Source organism: Microbacterium sp. NPDC058345 (assembly GCF_042723855.1).
GTDB lineage: Bacteria > Actinomycetota > Actinomycetes > Actinomycetales > Microbacteriaceae > Microbacterium.
Genome location: NZ_JBHXIG010000001.1, coordinates 575,177 through 594,978 on the forward strand (window position 1 = coordinate 575,177; position 19,802 = coordinate 594,978).

At 69.4% G+C, this 19,802-nt stretch carries 22 protein-coding genes; 15 read left to right on the forward strand and 7 right to left on the reverse strand.

The window, feature by feature from the left end; translation table 11 throughout:
* Positions 1–12: 12 nt before the first annotated feature.
* The 5 genes from ACFWH5_RS02835 to ACFWH5_RS02855 all read left to right on the forward strand — a co-directional run bounded on the left by ACFWH5_RS02835 (position 13) and on the right by ACFWH5_RS02855 (position 3,275).
* Positions 13–780, forward strand: coding sequence for a siderophore-interacting protein (locus ACFWH5_RS02835; protein ID WP_378831523.1), 768 nt, complete (start codon positions 13–15; stop codon positions 778–780).
* A gap of 157 nt (positions 781–937) precedes the next feature.
* Entirely contained in the window at positions 938–1,342 is a 405-nt protein-coding gene (locus ACFWH5_RS02840) for a VOC family protein (RefSeq protein WP_378831525.1), read from the forward strand.
* Between the two features lie 210 nt (positions 1,343–1,552).
* Entirely contained in the window at positions 1,553–2,320 is a 768-nt protein-coding gene (gene erm / locus ACFWH5_RS02845) for a 23S ribosomal RNA methyltransferase Erm (RefSeq protein WP_378831528.1), read from the forward strand.
* Between the two features lie 83 nt (positions 2,321–2,403).
* Complete coding sequence (locus tag ACFWH5_RS02850; protein WP_378831530.1) at positions 2,404–2,811, forward strand: VOC family protein; 408 nt, start codon at positions 2,404–2,406, stop codon at positions 2,809–2,811.
* A 56-nt stretch (positions 2,812–2,867) separates the two neighbouring features.
* Positions 2,868–3,275, forward strand: a complete 408-nt coding sequence (locus ACFWH5_RS02855; protein WP_378831532.1) for a VOC family protein — start codon at positions 2,868–2,870, stop codon at positions 3,273–3,275.
* Between the two features lie 19 nt (positions 3,276–3,294).
* On the opposite strand, the gene ACFWH5_RS02860 is transcribed toward ACFWH5_RS02855, so the two are convergent.
* A complete protein-coding gene (locus ACFWH5_RS02860; protein WP_378831535.1) occupies positions 3,295–3,960 on the reverse strand; it encodes a hypothetical protein in 666 nt (221 codons plus the stop codon).
* Positions 3,961–4,055: 95 nt separating this feature from the next.
* Here ACFWH5_RS02860 and ACFWH5_RS02865 point away from each other — a divergent pair, with 95 nt between their 5' ends.
* The 3 genes from ACFWH5_RS02865 to ACFWH5_RS02875 all read left to right on the forward strand — a co-directional run bounded on the left by ACFWH5_RS02865 (position 4,056) and on the right by ACFWH5_RS02875 (position 6,973).
* Positions 4,056–4,667, forward strand: a complete 612-nt coding sequence (locus tag ACFWH5_RS02865; protein WP_378831537.1) for a TetR/AcrR family transcriptional regulator — start codon at positions 4,056–4,058, stop codon at positions 4,665–4,667.
* A gap of 63 nt (positions 4,668–4,730) precedes the next feature.
* A complete protein-coding gene (locus ACFWH5_RS02870; protein WP_378831540.1) occupies positions 4,731–5,900 on the forward strand; it encodes an RtcB family protein in 1,170 nt (389 codons plus the stop codon).
* A 53-nt stretch (positions 5,901–5,953) separates the two neighbouring features.
* Entirely contained in the window at positions 5,954–6,973 is a 1,020-nt protein-coding gene (locus ACFWH5_RS02875; protein WP_378831542.1) for an FUSC family protein, read from the forward strand.
* Positions 6,974–7,018: 45 nt separating this feature from the next.
* Here ACFWH5_RS02875 and thrC read toward each other — a convergent pair whose 3' ends face one another.
* Positions 7,019–8,437 (reverse strand): threonine synthase, encoded by a 1,419-nt coding sequence (thrC, locus tag ACFWH5_RS02880; protein WP_378831545.1) that lies wholly within the window; start codon positions 8,435–8,437, stop codon positions 7,019–7,021.
* Positions 8,438–8,583: 146 nt separating this feature from the next.
* Here thrC and ACFWH5_RS02885 point away from each other — a divergent pair, with 146 nt between their 5' ends.
* On the forward strand, positions 8,584–9,042 hold the full coding sequence (locus ACFWH5_RS02885) for a carboxymuconolactone decarboxylase family protein (protein WP_378831547.1): 459 nt from the start codon (positions 8,584–8,586) through the stop codon (positions 9,040–9,042).
* A gap of 39 nt (positions 9,043–9,081) precedes the next feature.
* Entirely contained in the window at positions 9,082–10,083 is a 1,002-nt protein-coding gene (locus tag ACFWH5_RS02890) for a sigma-70 family RNA polymerase sigma factor (protein ID WP_378831550.1), read from the forward strand.
* Here ACFWH5_RS02890 and ACFWH5_RS02895 read toward each other — a convergent pair.
* On the reverse strand, positions 10,001–11,941 hold the full coding sequence (locus tag ACFWH5_RS02895) for a BCCT family transporter (protein ID WP_378831552.1): 1,941 nt from the start codon (positions 11,939–11,941) through the stop codon (positions 10,001–10,003). The genes ACFWH5_RS02890 and ACFWH5_RS02895 overlap by 83 nt on opposite strands.
* Positions 11,942–12,219: 278 nt before the next feature.
* On the opposite strand from ACFWH5_RS02895, the gene ACFWH5_RS02900 reads away from it, so the two are divergent.
* The gene (locus ACFWH5_RS02900) at positions 12,220–13,338 is read left to right on the forward strand and encodes an aromatic acid exporter family protein (RefSeq protein WP_378831555.1); all 1,119 of its coding nucleotides are present in this window, start codon (positions 12,220–12,222) and stop codon (positions 13,336–13,338) included.
* A gap of 26 nt (positions 13,339–13,364) precedes the next feature.
* On the opposite strand, the gene ACFWH5_RS02905 is transcribed toward ACFWH5_RS02900, so the two are convergent.
* The 4 genes from ACFWH5_RS02905 to folE are packed head-to-tail and all read right to left on the reverse strand — an operon-like array spanning position 13,365 to position 16,856.
* Entirely contained in the window at positions 13,365–14,120 is a 756-nt protein-coding gene (locus ACFWH5_RS02905; RefSeq protein WP_378831557.1) for a pyrimidine reductase family protein, read from the reverse strand.
* Between the two features lie 8 nt (positions 14,121–14,128).
* A complete protein-coding gene (gene folP / locus ACFWH5_RS02910) occupies positions 14,129–15,031 on the reverse strand; it encodes a dihydropteroate synthase (RefSeq protein WP_378831560.1) in 903 nt (300 codons plus the stop codon).
* Complete coding sequence (locus ACFWH5_RS02915; protein WP_378831562.1) at positions 15,028–16,164, reverse strand: NAD(P)/FAD-dependent oxidoreductase; 1,137 nt, start codon at positions 16,162–16,164, stop codon at positions 15,028–15,030. The genes folP and ACFWH5_RS02915 overlap by 4 nt, the downstream gene beginning before the upstream one ends.
* 29 nt (positions 16,165–16,193) lie before the next feature.
* A complete protein-coding gene (gene folE / locus ACFWH5_RS02920) occupies positions 16,194–16,856 on the reverse strand; it encodes a GTP cyclohydrolase I FolE (protein ID WP_378831564.1) in 663 nt (220 codons plus the stop codon).
* Between the two features lie 112 nt (positions 16,857–16,968).
* Here folE and ACFWH5_RS02925 point away from each other — a divergent pair, with 112 nt between their 5' ends.
* From ACFWH5_RS02925 to ACFWH5_RS02940, 4 genes are all read left to right on the forward strand, one after another.
* Positions 16,969–17,826 carry an alpha/beta fold hydrolase gene (locus tag ACFWH5_RS02925; protein ID WP_378831566.1) on the forward strand — a complete coding sequence of 286 codons (858 nt, stop codon included), beginning with the start codon at positions 16,969–16,971 and terminating at the stop codon, positions 17,824–17,826.
* A 106-nt stretch (positions 17,827–17,932) separates the two neighbouring features.
* Positions 17,933–18,553, forward strand: a complete 621-nt coding sequence (locus ACFWH5_RS02930; protein ID WP_378831568.1) for a pentapeptide repeat-containing protein — start codon at positions 17,933–17,935, stop codon at positions 18,551–18,553.
* Positions 18,554–18,681: 128 nt separating this feature from the next.
* Positions 18,682–19,116 carry a HEAT repeat domain-containing protein gene (locus tag ACFWH5_RS02935; protein ID WP_378831571.1) on the forward strand — a complete coding sequence of 145 codons (435 nt, stop codon included), beginning with the start codon at positions 18,682–18,684 and terminating at the stop codon, positions 19,114–19,116.
* A 66-nt stretch (positions 19,117–19,182) separates the two neighbouring features.
* Complete coding sequence (locus tag ACFWH5_RS02940; protein ID WP_378831573.1) at positions 19,183–19,770, forward strand: alpha/beta hydrolase; 588 nt, start codon at positions 19,183–19,185, stop codon at positions 19,768–19,770.
* The last annotated feature ends 32 nt before the right edge of the window (positions 19,771–19,802 follow it).

Here is a 19,802-nt window from a genome sequence, read left to right on the forward strand (position 1 = left end):
TAGCCTTACTTTATGAACGATGGGAAATCCGGCTTCACGATCGAGCGCCGCGGCCTCGATTTGCGCTTCCGCTCGGTGCGGCTCACCGCCCGCGAGTGGCTCGCCCCGAACTACGTGCGCGTCCGCCTGAGCGGAGCGGAGCTCGAGGGCTTCGACTCCCCCGGGGCCGACGACCACATGCGGCTGTTCTTCCCTGCCGGCTTGACGTCGTCCGTCGAAGAGCTGCGGGCGGCGCCGAGTCGCGAGTACACGCCGCTCGCCTGGGGCGAGGACTGGCTCGATGTAGAGTTCGCCGTGCACGGCGATGAAGGTGTGGCCGCGCCCTGGGCGGCATCCGCTCCGCTCGGGTCGTTCGTGGGTGTCGGCGGGCCGCGTGGTTCCGCGGTGCTGGTCGGCGAGCCAGGATCGTGGCTGCTCGCGGGCGACGAGACGGCGATCCCGGCGATCCGCCGTTTCGCCGCGCAGATCCCCGCCGGCGCACCCGCCCGGATCGTGATCGAGGTCGCCTCGTCCGCCGATGAGGTCGCGATCGAGGCTCCCGTCGAGGTGGAGTGGCTGCACCGCGGCGACGCGGCAGCGGGTTCGGCGCTGATCTCGTTCCTCGACGGTCTCGGTGAAGCGGATGCGGTCGGCGACGACCGGTTCTGCTTCATCGCCGCCGAGCAGGCGATCGTCAAGCCGGGCCGCGCGCTCCTGGCGCGCTGGGGCACCGACGTCGCCAAGGCCGTCGTGAAGGGCTACTGGAAGCGCGGCGAGGCCGAGTACCACGCCCCGCACTGACACGCGACGCACTCGCTCGAGACATCACTTCCTGCGCGAGACATCACTTCGAGCATGAGACATCGCGTCAAAGCGCGTGTCTCATACTCGAAGTGATGTCTCGACGATCGGGCGACGTGCGGTGCGACGTCGCCGCCGCATCCGCAAGACTGGGGTCATGGCGCTTCTCGATCACCTCGGCATCTCGGTGCTCGACCTCGACCGCGGCAAGCAGCAGTTCCACCCCGTGCTGACGGCTCTGGGGTACACGCTCGGCACCGAGGCCCCGCACGGCATCTCGTGGGACAACGGCGACGAGACCGAGCTGATCATCTTCGAGCGCCGCGCGGAAGCGGATGACCTCCCGCACCGGCACGGCGACGCCGGCTGGCAGCACCTGGCCTTCTCGGTCGATTCCCGCGAGGAGGTCGACCGGCTGCACGCGATCGCGATGGAGGCCGGGTGGAAGGCCGTTCGCGATCCGAAGCTCTACCCGCGGTTCAGCGACCGCTACTACGCGTCCTTCGTCGAGGACGACAGCGGCATCCGCCTGGAGTTCATGCACAACCCGCCGCGTGATTAGACTGACCGGCATGGGTTCATCGACGTGCGCGCTGATCGGCGCGCCTGCCTTCATGATTCGTCTGCGCCGCGCCTGACGGCGCGCTGACGCACGACCTTCGCGCGCCGTCTCCGGATGCCATCGCACCCGGAAGCGCGAGCTGCCGCATCCCTCGCGAGCGATCGATGGATCGCGCCTCTTCGGGTGCTCCTTCCTCTTCTGGAGCACACCATGCGACACCGTTCTGTTCACGGCGGCCGACACGAACTCGGCCAGAACTTCCTCATCCACCGACCGACGATCCGGCGGATCCGCGATCTCATCGCCGACACCGAGGGACCCATCCTCGAGATCGGCCCCGGCGACGGTGCGCTGACCGTCGAGCTCGCCAGGCTCGGCCGCAGCGTCCGCGCGGTCGAGATCGATGAACGTCGCGCGCACGCGCTGCGACAGCGCCTGCCGGGCGTCGACGTGCGGCACGGCGACGCCCTGCACGTCCGGTTCGACGCACCGGTCGTCGTCGGCAACATCCCGTTCCATCTGACGACACCACTGCTGCGTCGCATCCTGACCTCTGGTTCCTGGCATCGCGCGATCCTGCTCACGCAGTGGGAGGTGGCTCGCAAGCGGGCCGGGGTCGGCGGCGGCACGATGATGACCGCGCAGAGCGCGCCGTGGTTCGAGTTCGAGCTGCGCGGCCGCGTGCCGTCGCATGCGTTCCGCCCGATGCCCTCGGTGGACGGCGGCATCCTGTCGATCACGCGAAGGGGCTCCCCCCTGCTGCCGCCGGCGCAGCGCCGCCGTTACGAAGCGTTCGTGCGCGACGTGTTCACAGGACGCGGACGAGGCGTCGCGCAGATCCTGCGGGCGCGGCGTGGAGCGAGAGCCGAGCGCATCACGGCCGGTCTGCGGCGGGCGGACATCCCTCCTTCGGCGCTGCCGAGGGACCTCGATGCGCTGCAGTGGGCGGCGCTGTGGAGCGCGCTCCACGATCGCTGAAGACAAGGCGTTGCGGATTCCTCGGCGTCGGCGAAGACTTGTCGTCGCCGGGGCGTCCGGCGCTTCCACGGAAGGCGAGCCACATGGTCGTTCTCAACCCGTATCTGACGTTCCGCGACAACGCCCGAACAGCGCTGGAGTTCTACCGGGGCGTGCTGGGCGGCTCACTCGACATCACGACGTTCGGATCCATGCCCGAGATGGGCTACGACCCGGCCGAGAGCGAGCTCGTCATGCACGCGCAGCTCACCACCGACGACGGCATGGTGCTGATGGCGTCCGACACACCCCGCGGCGTGGAGTACCGGCAACCTCAGGGAGTCTCCGTCTCGCTCAGTGGATCAGAGAGCGACCGCCTGCACGCCGTCTGGGACGCGCTCAGCGATGACGCGAACGTGACCATCGCGCTCGCACCGGCACCGTGGGGCGGCGAATTCGGCATGCTCGTCGACCGCTTCGGCATCTCCTGGCTGGTCGCGATCGACAACTGACGCGTCGGCGGTGGCGATCTGACGCCGATGCCGTCCGCATCCGGCACACTGTGTGCATGGCGACCTTCGATCACCTCGGCATCACCGTCGACGACGTGCCGCGCGCGTCGGCGCAGTTCAATCCCGTCTTCGAGGCGCTCGGCTACACCCGTGCCTACGACGCCCCCGAGCACGCGTACTGGTGTCGGACGGATGAGCCCGAGATCCTGCTCTACTCCGCCCGCGAGACGGGAACCGGCCCGCACGAGCACGGCCGCGTCGGCTGGCAGCATCTCGCCTTCGCCGTCGACTCCCGCGAGGAGGTCGACCGGATCCACGACATCGCCGTCGCGGCAGGCTGGAGTGAGGTACGGGCTCCCAAGGAGTACCCGCGATTCAGCGATCGCTACTATGCGTGCTTCGTGGAGGACGACAACGGCATCCGCCTCGAGATCATGCACAATCCGCCGCGCGACGCCGGCTGACGCTCGCGCGTCGCGCGGCTCACGGGATGTGAGTGCGCACGGCGTCGAGGAAACCTGCGGGGTCGTCGGCCGAGATGCGCACGGCGCTGACGGTGACGTCGCCCTGAGGCAGCCGCAGCAGCGTCGGCTGCTCGAGCGTGATCTCGATGTCGGAGTGATCCTGGATCACCTGGTTCAGCGTCTGCGCGTCGCCTTCGCCGGTCAGACTGAGCGGCGGAGCGCCGCTGAGCGAGTGCCGACGGCGCTCGACCGAAGCGATCACCTGCCACGGCAGGTCGATGTCGACCTCGCCGCCGTGGCGCACCCGGATGCCGTCGGGGCCGACCGCGTGGGGACGCGTGAGGTAGCCGAGCAGCATCCCGAGCATGGTGAGCACGCCCCACACACCGAGAGCGAGCAGCGGCCATCGCAGCCAGGGGATCGGATGCACCAGCAGATCGATCAGCGGGATCTCGATCGTCGACAGCACGAGGAACACGATGAGGATGGTGCGGATCGGCTTGTCATAGCTGAACGCCGATGCACCGCGCGGAACGCGCGGTCGCCCGGTGAGCGCCCTGCCGATGCTGCGCCATCCGGCGACCTCCATGGCCGAGCCGCGGCGAATGCCGTGGCGGATGCGTTCCCCGCCCTGGAGCTGCGGCCCGAGGCGCCGGGGCTCGGTCGAGGCGACGATCTGTGACATCGAGCGGCTCCCGTCATGATTGTTACATTGCACTTGCAATGTAACGACACTCGTCCCCTGTTGTCAATACGAGTGCAATGTGAAACCATGGCGACATGCCGAAACGCGTCGATGCCGCAGAGCGGCGCGCACACATCGCCGACGCGCTTTTCCGGGTGATCGCCCGTGACGGGCTCGGCGCCGTCAGCCTGCGCCATGTCGCGACGGAAGCCGGCGTCACCGCCGGGATGGTGCAGCATTACTTCTCCTCGAAGCACGAGATGATGACGTTCGCCATGCAGGCGGCGAGCGCCCGCTACGAGGCACGCATCCGCGACGCGATCGACGCGCTGGGCATCGAGCCCGCACCGGGCGGCATGCTGCGCGCCGTGCTGTCGAACTTCATCCCGCAGTCTGCGACCGAGCTCAGCGACGGGCGCATCAGCCTGGAGTTCCAGGCCTACGCGGCCGGGCATGACGACGCCGCACGCTCCCTCGCCGCGGGCGACGCCCAGCTGCGCGCGTGGCTGGCCGCACTGATCGTCGAGGCATCCGGCGTCGACGCCGGCACCGCGGCCGAGCGCGCGGCGGGCCTGCTCGGCATGGCCGAGGGGCTGGGACTGAAAGTGCTCGGCTCGGGGATGCCCGCCTCCGAGGCGCTCTCCGCGCTGGACGCGCAACTGCATCTCAACGGCGTCGCCGATACGACGCGCACGCCGGATGCTTGACCCCGCATCCGACCGCGTCCTATCCGTGACCTGTGGCTGACACCGCACAGAAGGAAAGGAATCATGGAGAGGCTCTCCGCACGGCTGCTGTCGTGGGCGTCGCTGATCGACGAGAAGACACTCGACCAGGCGCACACCACGGCACGCATGCCGTTCATCCATCCGCACCTGGCGCTGATGCCGGATGCGCACCTCGGCAAGGGGGCGACGGTCGGCTCGGTCATCCCCACGCTGGGCGCGATCATCCCCGCCGCCGTCGGCGTCGACATCGGCTGCGGCATGATCGCCGTCCGCACGCAGTTCACGAAGCACGACGTCGAGGGGCGCCACCTCGCTCGCCTGCGTGAAGCGATCGAGCGCGCTGTGCCGCTGTCGGCCGGCCACCAGAATCGCACGGTGGTGGCCACGGCGGAGCCGCGGATCGCGGAACTGGAGGATCTCGCCGAGGCGAACGGCTTCGACCCGGCGTCGTACGCCCGCAACTGGCGGTTGCAGCTGGGCTCGCTCGGCTCGGGCAACCACTTCATCGAGGTGTCGCTCGACGAGCTCGATCGGATCTGGCTGTTCCTGCACTCCGGTTCTCGAGGTGTCGGCAACAGGATCGCCACGCACCACATCGCCGTGGCGCAGCGGCTGGCGAAGCAGCAGGGACTCGACCTTCCCGACCCCGACCTGGCGTACCTCGTCGAGGACACCCCGGAGTTCGCCCGGTACATCCGCGAGCTGCGATGGGCACAGCACTTCGCGCTGCTGAACCGGGAGGAGATGATGGACCGGGTCGTGCGCCAGGTCTCGGAGTTCCTCGGCGCCGCGGTGCACGAGCAGGAGCGGATCAACTGCCACCACAACTTCACCGAGTCGGAGACGCATTTCGGCGAGCAGGTGTGGGTCTCGCGGAAGGGCGCCATCCAGGCCGACGTCGGAAGGCCCGGTCTGATCCCGGGCTCCATGGGCACCGCTTCCTACGTGGTGGAGGGGCTCGGCAACGCGCTGTCGCTGAACTCGTCGCCACACGGCGCGGGACGGGAGTACTCCCGCTCGGCCGCTCGGCGGACGTTCACGCACGACCAGCTGCGCGAGGCGATGGCCGGCATCGAGTTCCGCGACACCGACGCCTTCATTGACGAGATCCCTCAGGCCTACAAGCCGATCGACACGGTGATGGCGGATGCCGCCGATCTCGTCACCATCCGGCACACGCTGCGGCAGCTCGTCAACGTGAAGGGCGACTGACCGCTGTCGGGCGGGCGCGTCGCGGGAAGCGCGGGGCGGGGGAGAATAGGAGGGTGAGCCTGTTCTCCTTTGGTCCGTCGCGCGGGCCGCGCTGGCAGATCGGCGTACAGGCGGCTCTGGGCATCGCGGTGCCGATCGGGACGATGACACTGCTCGGGATGCCGATTCTCGGGTACATCGCCGCGTCCGGCGCGTTCACCGTGCTGTTCGTCTCGACGTCGCCCGTGGTCGAGAGAGCGCGCATCCTTCCGCTGGTCGCGACCGGCCTGATCGTGTGCGCCGCGCTGGGTGTCGCTGTCGCGCACAGCCCCGTGCTGCTGAACGTCGGCATCGTCGTCGTCGCGGTGCTGAGCGCGGCGCTGTCGTTCGGATTCCGGCTCGGCCCGCCAGGGCCGCTGTTCTTCGTGCTCGTGTTCGGCCTTTCGGCGACGGTGATGGCGAAGGCGCCGGTGCCGCCGGCGGTGTACCTCATCGCCCTCGCGGCCGGCTGCGTGTTCTCGTATCTGGTCGCGATGGCGCCGATGGCCCTGCGTCGCGCGCGTCAGGTGCAGGCGCGACCGCTGCGCACGCTGCTGCCCGGCCCGGCGTGGGACGCGGATGCCCGCATGCTCGTGCTGCGCGTGGCGATCGTCGCCGTGGCCGGCATGCTGCTCGGGCTGCTGCTCGACCCGGGCCGTGGTTACTGGATCGTCGGCGCCGCCGTCGCCGTCATCGGCGTCGCCGCCGCCCGCCGGGTCGCGCTGCAGCGCGCACTTCACCGCCTGCTCGGCACGATCACGGGTGCCGCGGTGTACGCGCTGCTGGCGCTGCTGCATCCGTCGGGGCTCTGGCTCGCGCTGCTGCTGGGGGTGCTGCAGTTCTCCATCGAACTCGTCGTGGTGCGGCACTACGCCCTCGCGCTGACGCTGATCACCCCGCTGGTGCTGCTGCTCACCGGCGCCGCGACAGGCACCATCGGCGACATGTCGGTGGCTTTCGAGCGCATCATCGACACGCTCGCCGGCGCCGCGCTCGGAGCCCTGTCCGGTCTGCTGCACCCCAGGACGAAGCCCGACACGCCGACGGCCGCCTGAGGCCCGCGCGGGTCGCCTGACGCCCGAGCCGCAGACGCGCAGCGCTCAGTGCTGCGCGTGCGTCTCGATGTAGGCCCGAAGGGCCGCCTCGTCGTCGGGCATCTCGACGACGTGCTGCGGAGCATCCAGCATCCGCCGCAGGTCGTCGGAGTACTCCAGGTCGATGCCGATCGCCTCGGTGATCGTCTCGGCGAACTTCTGCGGCTTCGCGGTCTCGAGCACGAGCATCGGCACATCCGGCTCGACGAACGACCGCGCCACGTGCACGCCGTCGGCGGTGTGCGGGTCGATGACCTCGCCCGAGGTCTCGTACACCGATCGGATGGCGGCGACGCGGTCGGCGTGCGTCGACGTGCCGCTGACGATGCCGAACTCGCTCTCGAACCGGGGCTGCTCCGCCGAGAAGTCGAAGAAGCCGTTCTCGTCGAGCTCGGCCCAGGCGGCGGCGACGCGAGCCGGGTCGCGGTCCACGAGCGTGTGGATGAAGCGCTCCAGGTTCGACGCCTTCGAGATGTCCATCGACGGGCTCGACGTCGCGTGCGTGTCGGCGGCCGAGCGCGGCCGGTAGATCCCCGTGCGGAAGAACTCGTCGAGCACATTGTTCTCGTTCGCTGCGAGCACGAGCCGGCGGATCGGCACGCCCATCTGCTTGGCGAAGAAGCCGGAGAGGATGTTGCCGAAGTTCCCGGACGGCACGGTGAACGAGACCTCGAAGCCGGTGCGGTATTCGGGCTCGACGGCATCGGTGATCCGCAGCCAGGCCCAGAAGTAGTAGACGACCTGCGCCGTGATGCGCGCAAGGTTGATGGAGTTCACCGCGCCGAGGCGCTGCGCCCTCTTGAAGTCGATGTCGCCCGCCAGGTGCTTGACCAGGTTCTGGCAGTCGTCGAACACGCCCTCGACCGCGATGTTGTGCACGTTCGCGTCGTCGAGCGAATACATCTGCGCGCGCTGGAAGGTGCTCATGCGTCCCTGCGGCGAGAGCATGAAGATCGACACGCGGTCCTTTCCGCGCAGCGCGTGCTCGGCGGCGGACCCGGTGTCGCCCGAGGTCGCACCGAGGATGTTCAGCACACCGTCGTTCTTCTCGAGCACGTACTCGAGCACCTGGCCGAGGAACTGCATCGCCATGTCCTTGAACGCCAGGGTCGGCCCCTCCGAGAGTCCCACGAGCGTGATGCCGTCGCCGATCGAATGCAACGGCACGACCGCGTCGGGGAAGGCGGCGTAGGCGTCCGCCGTCATGCGGGCGAGGTCTTCACGCGGGATGTCGGTGGCGAACAGGCCGAGGACCTCGGCGGCGAGCTGCGGGTACGTGAGCGCGCGCCACCTCTCGAGCGTCTCGGAGTCGACGTGCGGCATCCGCTCGGGCACCGCGAGACCGCCGTCGGGCGCGAGGCCTTCCAGCAGCGTCTCGCTGAACGGCTGCGGCTGCATGCCGCCGCGGGTGGAGATGTACTGCACGGATGCTCCTCGGGTCGAGTGCCTGGGGATTCCATTGTCGCAGGGTCACCGGCACGAAGGTCGCCGATGACGGTGTCACACTCCGCACCCGGCATCCGACATACGGATGAGGGCATCGAACCGGATGCCGCGACGGAAGGATGATCATGACCAGGATCGACATGGCCCGCACCAACAAGCTCGGCTACGCCGCCGTGCTCGGCATGGAGGCGTACTCCCGCAAGGCGGTGGAGACGCGGCTCTACGAGCTGATCAAGCTGCGGGCGTCGATCCTGAACGGCTGCGGGTTCTGCGTCGACATGCACGCGACCGACGGCGCGAAGCACGGCATCCCCCAACGCACGCTGCACGCGGTCGGCGCATGGCAGCACGCGAGGAACCTGTTCGAGCCGAAGGAGCTCGCGGCCCTCGCCCTGACCGACGCCATCACGAAGCTCGGCCCTGACACCGTCACCGATGAGGTCTGGGATGCCGCGGCCCAGCACTTCGACGAAGGTCAACTCGGCGGCATCGTGATGGCGATCTGCACGATCAACGTCTGGAACCGCATCGCGATCTCGACGCAGATGGAGCCGCCGGTCGATGACAAGCATCCGATCGTCTGAGATCGCCGTGGCGGTGGGCGTGGACGGTAGCGTGGCGGCATGACCGTCGCCGTGTCCGCCACTCCCGCCGCACGAGCGTGGGAGGCCGAGCGCGGCAGGCTGATCGGCATCGCGTACCGGATGCTGGGCGACTTCGGTCACGCGGAGGACGTCGTCTCGGAGGTCGCGATCGAGGCGCTGCGCGAGGAGCGCGCCGGGGCAGGTCGGGTGCGATCGTGGCCGGCGTGGCTCACCACGGCGTGCGTGCGTCGGTCGATCGACCGCGTCCGGTCGCTCGCCGCGGTGCGGGAGGAGTACACCGGGCACTGGCTGCCAGAGCCCGTCGCGACGTCGCAGCTTCCGGAGGATGCGGTCGCCGACCGCGAGATGCTGTCGCTGGCGCTTCTGCACCTCGCCGAGCAGCTCACGCCGGAGAGCCGCGCCGCCGTGGTGCTGCACCGCGCCTATGCGATGTCGGCTGTCGAGATCGGCGAGATCCTGCAGAAATCGCCGGCCGCGGTGCGGCAGCTCATCTCGCGCGGGGAGCGCCGCCTGCAGCTGGATTCCGCCACTCCCCCGCGCGCAGCCGATCCGCGTGCGCTGACCGCACTGGTCGATGCCGTGCAGGACGGCGATCTCTCGGTGCTGCTCGATCTGCTCTCCGACGACACCATCCTGTGGACCGACGGAGGCGGGGTGGTGGCCGCCACCCGCAACCCGATCTTCGGCGCCGCGAAGGTGCGCCGCTTCCTGCTCGGTGTGCGGCAGAAGGCGGCCGCATTCGACCCGGAGCATCCGTTCTCCGTCACTCCGATCGACGTGAACGGCGAAGTCGGCATCGCGCTCTCGCACTCCGGCCGCACCGACGTGATGACGATCGAGCTCGATGGGGCCGGCCGGATCAGCGGCATCCGTCAGGTCTGCAACCCTCACAAGCTGCGTCGCGTACTCGGAGAGCGGATGCCGCCGCCGGCGGACGTCATGGCGACGGATCCTCGCCCGGATCGTCGTTCGCCTCTCGACGCGCCCTCCGTGATTCCCGGCGGTCCTCTCCCACGGTGAGCGAGGCGTCGCCGGACGCCGTGTGGTGCGGATCTCCGGGGCCCCGGTGCTGGATGTGGCCGGGCTCGAGCGTGCGCGTGACGTCTTCGGGCGTGATGGGGATCTGCGCCGTCGCCGTCTCGTACCACTCGGTGAGCGCGGGGTCGTCGGTGTCGATGCCGGCCCCGGCACCCTCCGCGGTCGCGACCTCGGTCGCACCGAAGACGAAGTCGTCGCCGTGCTCGCTGATGCCCCGCCGGACGCCCTGCGCGATCGCGGCTCGCGCGAACCGACGCCGCAGCATGTACGGGTCGGTGTGCAGCTCACGTGCCCAGGCGAACATGATCCCGATGACGATGATCGCGAAGGGCAGGGCGGAGACGACCATGATCGCCTGCAGTCCCGACAGCGCCGTCTCGCCGCCGGCGAGCAGCAGCGCGAGTGCCGCGGCGCCGAGCAGCACGCCCCAGGTGATCGTCACCCAGGTCGACGGCTCGGGTCGCCCGCGCTGGCTCATCGAGCCCATCACGATGGATGCCGAGTCGGCCGAGGTGACGAAGAACAGCACGATCGAGATCATCGCGAGCACTGACAGCACCGCCCCGAAGGGCAGCTGCTGCAGTACAGCGAACAGCACCGCCTCCGGCGGGCCCGCCTCACTGATCGGCGCACCCTGCGACTCGAAGAACATCGTGGTGCCGCCCATGATGCCGAACCACACGATGCAGACGATCGAGGGGACGACGATGACGACCGTGACGAACTCGCGCAGCGTGCGCCCGCGGGAGATCTTCGCGATGAACATGCCGACGAAGGGCGTCCACGAGATCCACCATGCCCAGTAGTAGTTCGTCCAGGTCGACACGAACGCGCCCGCCTCTTCGCCCTGGGCGGCGCTGCGCTGCAGCATCGTCCACAGATCGCCGACGAAGGCGGGGATGCTGGACGGGATGATGTTCAGCAGGAACAGCGTGGGTCCGGCGATGAAGATGAACACGGCGATGAGTCCCGCGACCGCCATGTTGATGTTCGACAGAGCCCGGATGCCGCGCTTGATGCCCGACACCGCCGACACGACGAACGCGGCCGTGAGCACGGTGATGATGATGATCAGGCCGGTGTTGCCGAGGGGGCCGATGCCACTGACGTACTCCACGCCGCTGGCGATCTGCAGTGCCCCCATGCCGAGCGTCACGCCGGTGCCGAACAGCGTCACGATGATCGCGAACACGTCGATGACGGCGCCGATCCATCCCTCGGTGCGCTCACCGAAGACGGGGCGGAAGATGGCGGAGATCAGCGGAGCCCGCCCGCGGCGATACGCGGCGTACGCGATGGCGCCGCCGACGAGCGCATAGAACGCCCAGGCCATGGGTCCCCAGTGCAGCACCGACTGCGCGAGGGCGTCGAGCATCGCATCCCTCGACCCGGGCTCGGAGGTGAAGCCGTACGGCACGTCGTTGAAGTAGCCGAGCGGTTCGGCCGGTCCCCAGAACAGCAGGCCGATGCCCATGCCCGCCGAGAACAGCATCGCGATCCACGAGACGGTCGAGAACTCGGGGCTCTCATCGTCGGCGCCGAGGCGGATGCCGCCGGTCACCCCATAGCCGACCACGAGCATGAACACGATGGTGAGCACCGCCAGCAGCGAGAACAGCCAGCCGAAGTTCGTCGTGACCCAGGAGAGAGAGGTCGCACCGGCGTCACTGATGCTCTGCGGGCTGAGGAAACCCCAGACGACGACGGCGAGCACCAGCACGCCGGCGATGCCGAGCACCGCCCAGTTGGTGCTGAAGACACGCGGGGTGTCTTCGACGCCGATTCCGGGGATGAGCGCGGGGTGGGTGATGTCCTTGAGTACCCGCTTCGGACCGGTCATGTCCGACGGCTCCTTCGGCGGCCTGCCGGCTCGTGCGTTCGGACGGTTCGGCGGTTCGACTGCGGTCATCGACGTTCCTCCTGAGTGCGCATCCGGATGGATGCCGTGCTTCGGTGCGTGATGGTTTTCTGCGTGATCGTCGTGCTCCATCACTGCACAATCCGACGGTGGTCGCAACCTCCTTGCGGTCAGCGCACCGAGTGGCGCGGACCTGGCCGACCGCCGTCCGATGTCAACCCCGTGCCCGCAGTCGGCGGCCGACGCCTAACGTGGCGCGGGTGACAGGGACGAACGGCACCACCGTGACCGGCGGCATCCGGTCGGGAGCGATCGGGCGCATCGGCAGCGCCCTGCGTGAGGCCGCGCGCCCCGCACGACTGCTGCTCGCCGCGAAGACGGCGTTCGCCGTGGGTGCGGCCTGGCTGATCGCTCCGCTCATGCCGGGGGTGACTGACCAATACCCGTACTACGCGCCGTTCGGAGCGCTGATCAGCATGTACCCGACGCTGATGAGCTCGATCCGCTCGAGCCTGCAGACACTGCTGGGACTCGCCGTGGGCGTCGGGATCGCCGCGGTGATCGTGCTGACCGTGGGGCCGAACGTCTGGACGATCGCGGCCGCCGCCGCCCTCGGCGTGCTGGTCTCGGGCACCGGCTGGTTCGGGGCGGGCCGCGAGTACATCCCGATGGCCGCGATCTTCGTGCTGATCATCGGCGGGGCCAACGCCGATGAGTACTCCCTGGGCTACACCGTGCAGACCGCCGTGGGCGTCACGGTGGGCCTGCTCGTCAACCTCATCATCCCGCCGGCGCCGCTCGTCGCCCAGGCGGAGGCGCGCCTGGACGCGTTCCAGCGTACGCTGGCCGGTCATCTGCGTGACATCGGCGGCGCCGTGGCGGAGTCGTGGCCGCCCGAGAACGAGGGCTGGGCGCGTGACGCCCGCGAGCTCGCCGAGACGAGCCGCACCCTGCGCACGGCGCTGGCCGATGCCGATGACAGCCGACGCGGCAATCCGAGGGCGTGGCTGCGGCGCACCGACACGTCCGACGACCACGTGCGCCTCGAGATGCTCGACGACGTGGCGCATCAGATCCGCGACATCTCCGGATGCATCGGCGACACGATCTGGTCGCGCCCCGCGGCGCTCGAACTCGACGCCGAGGTCGTCGAACCGCTCTCGCAGGCGTGCCTCGCGGTCGCCGAGGTGCTGGCCCCCGACCCCGGCGATGAGGAGGGCTCAGTGCTGCGCGCGACGGCGGCGGAGCGCGTCGAGGATCTGCTGCGCACCGTGCATGACCGCAGCATGGATGTCGGCACGGTCACCGGCCCCGGGGTTCTGACGGCGATGCACCTGCGCCGCATCCTGCTGATGCTGACGCCCGAGGACGAGCGGTGACCCTCGCGGCGGCCGCGCGCCGCGGATCAGCCGCGGACGTACTGCAGCAGCAGCTCACTGCCGGAGCGCAGCACGGAGGCGAGCCGCATGTCGGTCGGCGTCGCCGTGGGGTGGTTGGCCATGCGCCCGGCGGATCCCCCTTCGAGGCTGGGAGCGATCGTGAGGTGCAGAGCGTCCACGGCGCCGGCGGCGAGGAACGAACCGAAGACGTGCGGCCCGCCCTCACCGTGCACGTGCCGCAGTCCGCGCCGTGCGAGCGACGTGCGCACGCTCAGCGGGTCGACGTCGTCCGCGCCGGTCTCGATGATCTCGACGACGGCCGCCAGCCGTTCCCGGCGCTGCGCACGGTCCTCGTCCTCGGTGGATCCGGCGGGGACGGTGCAGACGATCGGCCGCACCGGAGCATCCGTGAACATCGCGGACGACGGGTCGAGGTCGAGGGTGCGCGAGACGAGCACGAGCACCGGATGCGGCGCGAGACCGCGCGCTGTGCGCCAGGCGACGGCGCGGTCGTCGAGCCGCATCGCCGCGTACTCCTCGCGGCGTGCCGTACCCGCTCCGACGAGCACGGCGTCGGCCGGCCATCGGAGCAGATCGAACAGGCGTCGATCGGCCGCGTCGCCGAGCCCACCCGACAGCCCGTCACGGGTCGCGGCGCCGTCGATGGCGGAGATGAAGTTCATGCGCAGCCACTCGCGTCCCGGCGGCATCCGGGTGACCGCCAGCAGCGCCTCGTCGTCGAGATCGGATGCGGGGTCGGGCCAGAGGCGATCGATGAGCATCCCGCTCCTCACACGTTTCGGGTCGGATGGGTGTTGTGCTTCAGTCGCACCGGAGGACGCATCCCCAGTATGACCTCGACCATCCGCGCCGCGTCAACCGCCGCGGCCACGTCATGCATGCGCACGACGCGCGCGCCCGCGAGAACGCAGGCGGTCATCGCGGCCAGCGACCCGGCCAGGCGCTCGCCCTGCGGACGATCGATCGACTCCCCGATGAAATCCTTGTTCGACACCGCGACGAGCAGCGGCAGCCCGATGTCGGTGATCTCGTCCAGCCGGCGGGTCAGCTCGAGCGAGTGCAGCGTGTTCTTGTCGAGATCGTGGCCCGGATCGATGATGATGCGTTCGCGCGGCACACCGGATGCTTCGGCCCGCGCGATCCGCTCGAGCAGGAACGCCCGCACGGCGGCCACCACGTCGTCGTAGCGGGCCGCGGGTTTTTCCACGCGCGGTGGTCCGACGCTGTGCGTGATGACGATGTGCGCATCGCTTTCCGCGATCACCGACGCCATCCGGTCATCCCCGAGTCCGCTGGTGTCGTTGATGACGGCGGCACCGGCAGCGATCGCCGCCGCAGCCACGTCGGCGTCGTGGGTGTCGACCGAGATCACCGCATCCACCGCCGATGCGGCGAGCATCTCGACCACCGGCATCACCCGGTCGATCTCCTCCTGCACCGAGACCGCCGGACCACGACCGAACGGCACACCCCCGATGTCGACCCAGTCGGCACCGCGTTCGACGGCCCGCAGCGCGCTGTCGACCGCTCGCTCGAGCGCGAAGGTGGCACCGCGATCGTGGAACGAGTCGGGGGTGCGATTGATCACCGCCATCACCGCGACCTGACGGGCGAAGTCGAACTCGCGTCCGCCGATGCGCCGCACGGACGTGACGGTGCTCGGCGCCGTCATCGCGGCTCCCCCACGCTGTCGCGCACCGCGTCGGACGCGTCCCAGTCGTTGGCGTGCATCGCCGCGACGACGGTGCCGCCGGCGACCCAGTACGCGCGGAACGCGCCGCCGTTCGCCACGTCGGTGTCGCCTTCGACGTCGACCCGGTCGTAGCCCTCGGGTCCGACGCTGCCGAAGTACTCCATTCCGAGGTCGTACTGGTCGGTGAAGAAGTACGGCAGTCGCGTGTACGGCTCGTCTGCGCCGAGCAGGTTGTGCGCGACGGTCTTTCCCTGCTCGATCGCCGTGTCCCAGTGCTCCACGCGGATGCGTCGTCCCAGCACCGGATGGTCGTGGTTGGCGACGTCGCCGATCGCATACACGTCGGGGGACGAGGTGCGCAGCGTGGCGTCGACGAGGATGCCGTTGTCGACGGCGATGCCCGCCGCCTCGGCCAGGTCGGTGACGGGTACCGCGCCCACCCCGACCACGAGCACGTCGGCGGAGACCATGTCGTCCTCGGTCACCTGTGTGCCCAGTCGCAGATCCACGCCATGGTGGCGGTGCAGGTCGGCGAACACCCCACCGATCTCGGGGCCGAGCACCCGCACCAGCGGCAGCTCCGCCACCTCGAACACGGTCACGTCTGCTCCGGCCTGACGGGCGGCCGCGGCGACCTCCAGTCCGATCCAGCCCGCACCGACGATCACGACCCGTGCTCCGGCGACGAGACGTGCCTTCAGGTTCGTGCTGTCATCGGCGGTACGCAGGTATACCGGTGACGCCACGCGGTCGGCCACGTCGAAGTGACGTGGTACGGCGCCGGTGGCGATGAGCAGCCGGTCGTAGTGCCGCTCGCTGAGCTCGCCGCTGCTGGAACGCGCGGTGAGGGTGTGCGCATCGGTCTCGACGGCGGTGACCCGCGTGCCGAGTTCGAGGCGCACATCGTGCTGCGCATACCACTCGGACGGGTGCACGATCGTGGCATCGATGCCCTTGGTGCCCAGCAGGACGTCTTTCGACAGCGGTGGCCGCTCGTACGGAAGGCGGCTCTCGGCGGCGTAGAGCGTGAGCTCCCCGTCGTATCCCCTGTCGCGCAACTCGGTGACGGCCGTGGCGGCGGCCAGGCCGCCGCCGATGACGGCGATGGTCATCTCGATCCCCTCTCGGTCGACGTGGCCGGTCAATGCCCGGCGACGAGTGCGAAGAACTCCGCGCGTGAGCGGGCGTCGTCACGCAGGGCGCCCCGCACCGCCGAGGTCTTCGTGGCGGCCCCACCGGCGCGTGCGCCTCGCAGCGTCATGCAGCTGTGGGTCGCCTCGACGATGACGCCGACGCCCCTCGGCTGCAGATTCAGGGCCAGCGCCTCGGCGATCTGCACCGTCAGTCGCTCCTGCGTCTGCGGGCGACGCGCGAAGTGATCGACCATCCGCGGGATTTTCGACAGGCCGACGACCCGCTCGGCCGGCAGGTAAGCGACGTGCGCGACTCCGGTGAACGGCAGTAGGTGATGCTCGCAGAGCGACTGCACGGCAACGTCGCGCACGAGCACCATCTCGTCGTAGCCCTCGCGGTTCGCGAAGGTGGTGAAGTCGAAGGGCCGCGGGCTGAGCAGTTCGGCGTACGCCGCCGCGAAGCGGTGCGGCGTCCGCGCGAGGTCCGGGGCATCCGCCGCATCCGGATCGATCCCGAGCGCCCGCAGGAAGAGGCGCCCGGCCTGCTCGGCCGCTTCGAGGTCGACCGGTCGCGGAACCGCCTGGATCCGCACCCGTCGGGGAACCGCCGTGACGAGGTCGAGCGGCTCTCGCTCGTCGTCGATCCGATCCTCTGCATAGGCAAGCGACATGGCGTCCTCCTCGGTTGCTCTCATTACACTCCCGCGACGCTTCTAAAGTCAATAGGAGTCTGTTTTAGAACATCGGCGCCCCGCGTAGCATGGCTCCGACGAGGAGGTCACTGTGTTCGAGGGGTTCACCGAGGAGGTCGTCGCCACCGACGCCGCCAGGATCTTCGTCCGCCACGCCGGGTCCGGCCCTCCTGTACTGCTGCTGCACGGGCATCCGCGCACCTCGGCCACCTGGCACCGGGTCGCGCCCCTGCTCGTCGCGTCGGGATTCACGGTCGTCTGCCCGGATCTGCGCGGGTACGGGCGCTCGACCGGCCCGGATCCGGTCGACGACCACAGCGTGCACTCGAAGAGAGCGGTCGCCGACGACATGGTGGCCGTCATGTCTCGTCTTGGTCGTGACCGATTCGTCGTGATGGGCCATGACAGGGGCAGCTACGTCGCCTTCCGCCTGGCGATGGACCACCCCGATCTCGTCCGTGCGCTGGGCGTGTTCGACGGTGTGCCGCTCACGCATCACCTCGATCGAGGCGGCACGCGCTTCGCCCTGCACTGGTGGCACTGGTTCTTCTATGCGCAGCCCGGCGTGCCCGAGCGTGTCATCAACGCTGACCCGGATGCCTGGTATCGCGGTGATCCAAGTGTGATGGGCGAGGAGAATCACGCGGAGTGGCGGACCGCCACCCGCGATCCGAACGTGGTGCGCGCGATGCTGGAGGATTACCGCGCCGGGGTCACCATCGATGCCGATCGGGAGCGAGCGGATCGCGCGGCCAAGCGGCGGCTCGATGTTCCGGTGCTCTCGCTCTGGTCGCTGCGCGACGACCTCGAGGAGCTCGTCGGCGACCCCCGCGAGGTGTGGCGGGAATGGGCCGACGAGGTGTCGGGACACGGCATCGACTCGGGGCATCACATGGCCGAAGAGGCTCCGGATGCCGTGGCGCGGGCGATCATCGCGTTCCTGCGCTGACGGATCGTGCTGCGTTCGCTTCCCACGCGAGGCGACGGCTCTGGCGGCTCATGTCGCCGGAGCGCCGTATATTGAACGACGGATCGACCGAATCGGAGGGGCGTTCATGGCGGACCGTCGTGGCGGCCACGCGGCCCCGGAGACCACGTCCACGGTCAACGGTGAGGACTGGTACGGGAAGACGATCGATGCGGAGTCGTTCGAGCGCGTGCTGTTCGTCGACGTCGACCTCACAGAGGCGGTGACGAACGGCTCGACGTTCACGGAGTGCACGTTCCGTGGCGTCCGATTCAACGTCACCGTCCACACCGCGAGCGCGTTCGTGAACTGCACCTTCACCCGGTGCAACTTCTTCGAAGCCACCTTCACCGGCTGCAAGATGATCGGCAGCATGTTCGACGGCTGCTCCTTCGACCTGCTGCGGGTGGACGGCGGCGACTGGTCGTTCACCGGCCTGCCCGGAGCGGCGCTCGAGGGCGCCCGCTTCTCGGAGGTGCGAATGCGCGAAGCCGATCTCACGCGTGCACGCTGCGCGCGAGCGGCGTTCACCGATTGCGACCTTTCGGCTTCCTGGTTCCACGGCGCAGACTTCACCGATGCAAATCTTGTGGGCAGTGACCTCTCCGGGCTCGATCCGTTGAGCACCACGCTGACACGGGCCATGGTCGACGGTCACCAGGCCGCGGGCATCGTCGAGGCGCTGGGGCTGCAGGTCGTGCGGCTCTGACGCCGGCAGAGCCGACGACGCGGGCACGGCGATGCGTTCGTTCTCGTCCGAGAGCGAAGGAACCGACACCCGAACGGGAGCCTTCATCTCAAGACACCCGCTGCGTCCGGCAGGTGTAGCGTGTGCGAATGGTCGGCAGATCACGCTGGGGAATCTCGCCTCGCGAGAGCGTGCGGCGTGAGTGTGCGCGACGCGGTGCGGAAGCGGTGGTCGCCGGCTGTGCCGCTCTCCTGCTGGGCCGAGCGGCTGATGCTGAACTGGTGTTCGCGCTGGGCGGGCCTCCCGCACGATGGGCCCTCACCGGTGGCGAGGGCGGCCCGGACTACTGGCTGAAGGTGTGGGCGGCGCGCGGACTGCTCTACGCCTACGATCACTCGGCGACGCCGGCCGTCCTCGGCGCGCTGACCGATGACCATTGGCGCGTGCGCGAGATGGCGTCGAAGGTCTGTGGCCGGCAGCGCATCGACGCCGCCGTGCCATACCTCGAGGCCCTGACGCGCGACTCGAGTGCGCGGGTGCAGCGGGCCGCCGAACGCGCCCTCATTCGCATCACCGCATCCTGACAGGTCCTTTCCTTCGCCTCGAGCCATCGTGTTGCCGCCGCGACGGCGGGTGCCTACGATCGGAGGATGCGCGGAGCCGACGCATCCGGCCAGCTGGTCGTCTTCCTGCACGGGAGAGGTGGGACTTCTCGCGACCTCGCTTGGGTGCAGCACGCGATACCGGCGCCTTGGCGACCGGTGTCGCTGCAGGCACCACTGCCGCTCGGTTCGGGGTTCGAATGGTTCCGCGTGCCGGAGGACGCCAGCTTGGGGCCACTGTCACGGAATGTCGCCCCGGCTGCCGAGCTCGTCGTGGATCGGGTCGAAGCGCACGCTCCCACAGCGGGTGTCGGTCTGGTCGGCTACTCGCAGGGCGCTGCTGTCGCCCTGCACGCGCTGCGCCGGCATCCGCAGCGGTTCGCCTTCGCAGCCCTGTTCGCCGGGTTCACGACGATCGACGATGAGCCGACGGATGTCGACCTCGCCCTGCGGCGACCGCCGCTGCTCTGGGCCCGCGGGTCGGTCGACGACGTCATCCCGCAGAGCGACATCGACCGGCTCCACGAGTTCCTTCCCGCCCACTCCGCCCTCGACGAACGGGTGTACGCCGGCGTCGGGCATGAGATCAGCGCGGACATGGCGTCGGATCTGTATACCTTCATCGGAAGTCTTTGAGTGCGGTGGGACGCCCGGCTCTGTCGTGTCTC

Coding starts and splice junctions, on each gene's coding strand:
- ACFWH5_RS02940 (WP_378831573.1), top strand. CDS start 19,183: ATGCGCGGAGCCGACGCATCCGGCCAGCTGGTCGTCTTCCTGCACGGG.
- ACFWH5_RS02930 (WP_378831568.1), top strand. CDS start 17,933: ATGGCGGACCGTCGTGGCGGCCACGCGGCCCCGGAGACCACGTCCACG.
- erm (WP_378831528.1), top strand. CDS start 1,553: ATGCGACACCGTTCTGTTCACGGCGGCCGACACGAACTCGGCCAGAAC.
- ACFWH5_RS02860 (WP_378831535.1), bottom strand. CDS start 3,960: ATGTCACAGATCGTCGCCTCGACCGAGCCCCGGCGCCTCGGGCCGCAG.
- ACFWH5_RS02840 (WP_378831525.1), top strand. CDS start 938: ATGGCGCTTCTCGATCACCTCGGCATCTCGGTGCTCGACCTCGACCGC.
- ACFWH5_RS02850 (WP_378831530.1), top strand. CDS start 2,404: ATGGTCGTTCTCAACCCGTATCTGACGTTCCGCGACAACGCCCGAACA.
- ACFWH5_RS02855 (WP_378831532.1), top strand. CDS start 2,868: ATGGCGACCTTCGATCACCTCGGCATCACCGTCGACGACGTGCCGCGC.
- ACFWH5_RS02835 (WP_378831523.1), top strand. CDS start 13: ATGAACGATGGGAAATCCGGCTTCACGATCGAGCGCCGCGGCCTCGAT.
- ACFWH5_RS02865 (WP_378831537.1), top strand. CDS start 4,056: ATGCCGAAACGCGTCGATGCCGCAGAGCGGCGCGCACACATCGCCGAC.
- ACFWH5_RS02870 (WP_378831540.1), top strand. CDS start 4,731: ATGGAGAGGCTCTCCGCACGGCTGCTGTCGTGGGCGTCGCTGATCGAC.
- ACFWH5_RS02885 (WP_378831547.1), top strand. CDS start 8,584: ATGACCAGGATCGACATGGCCCGCACCAACAAGCTCGGCTACGCCGCC.
- ACFWH5_RS02915 (WP_378831562.1), bottom strand. CDS start 16,164: ATGACCATCGCCGTCATCGGCGGCGGCCTGGCCGCCGCCACGGCCGTC.
- folP (WP_378831560.1), bottom strand. CDS start 15,031: ATGACGGCGCCGAGCACCGTCACGTCCGTGCGGCGCATCGGCGGACGC.
- ACFWH5_RS02935 (WP_378831571.1), top strand. CDS start 18,682: ATGGTCGGCAGATCACGCTGGGGAATCTCGCCTCGCGAGAGCGTGCGG.
- ACFWH5_RS02895 (WP_378831552.1), bottom strand. CDS start 11,941: ATGACCGGTCCGAAGCGGGTACTCAAGGACATCACCCACCCCGCGCTC.
- folE (WP_378831564.1), bottom strand. CDS start 16,856: ATGTCGCTTGCCTATGCAGAGGATCGGATCGACGACGAGCGAGAGCCG.
- ACFWH5_RS02905 (WP_378831557.1), bottom strand. CDS start 14,120: ATGCTCATCGATCGCCTCTGGCCCGACCCCGCATCCGATCTCGACGAC.
- ACFWH5_RS02890 (WP_378831550.1), top strand. CDS start 9,082: ATGACCGTCGCCGTGTCCGCCACTCCCGCCGCACGAGCGTGGGAGGCC.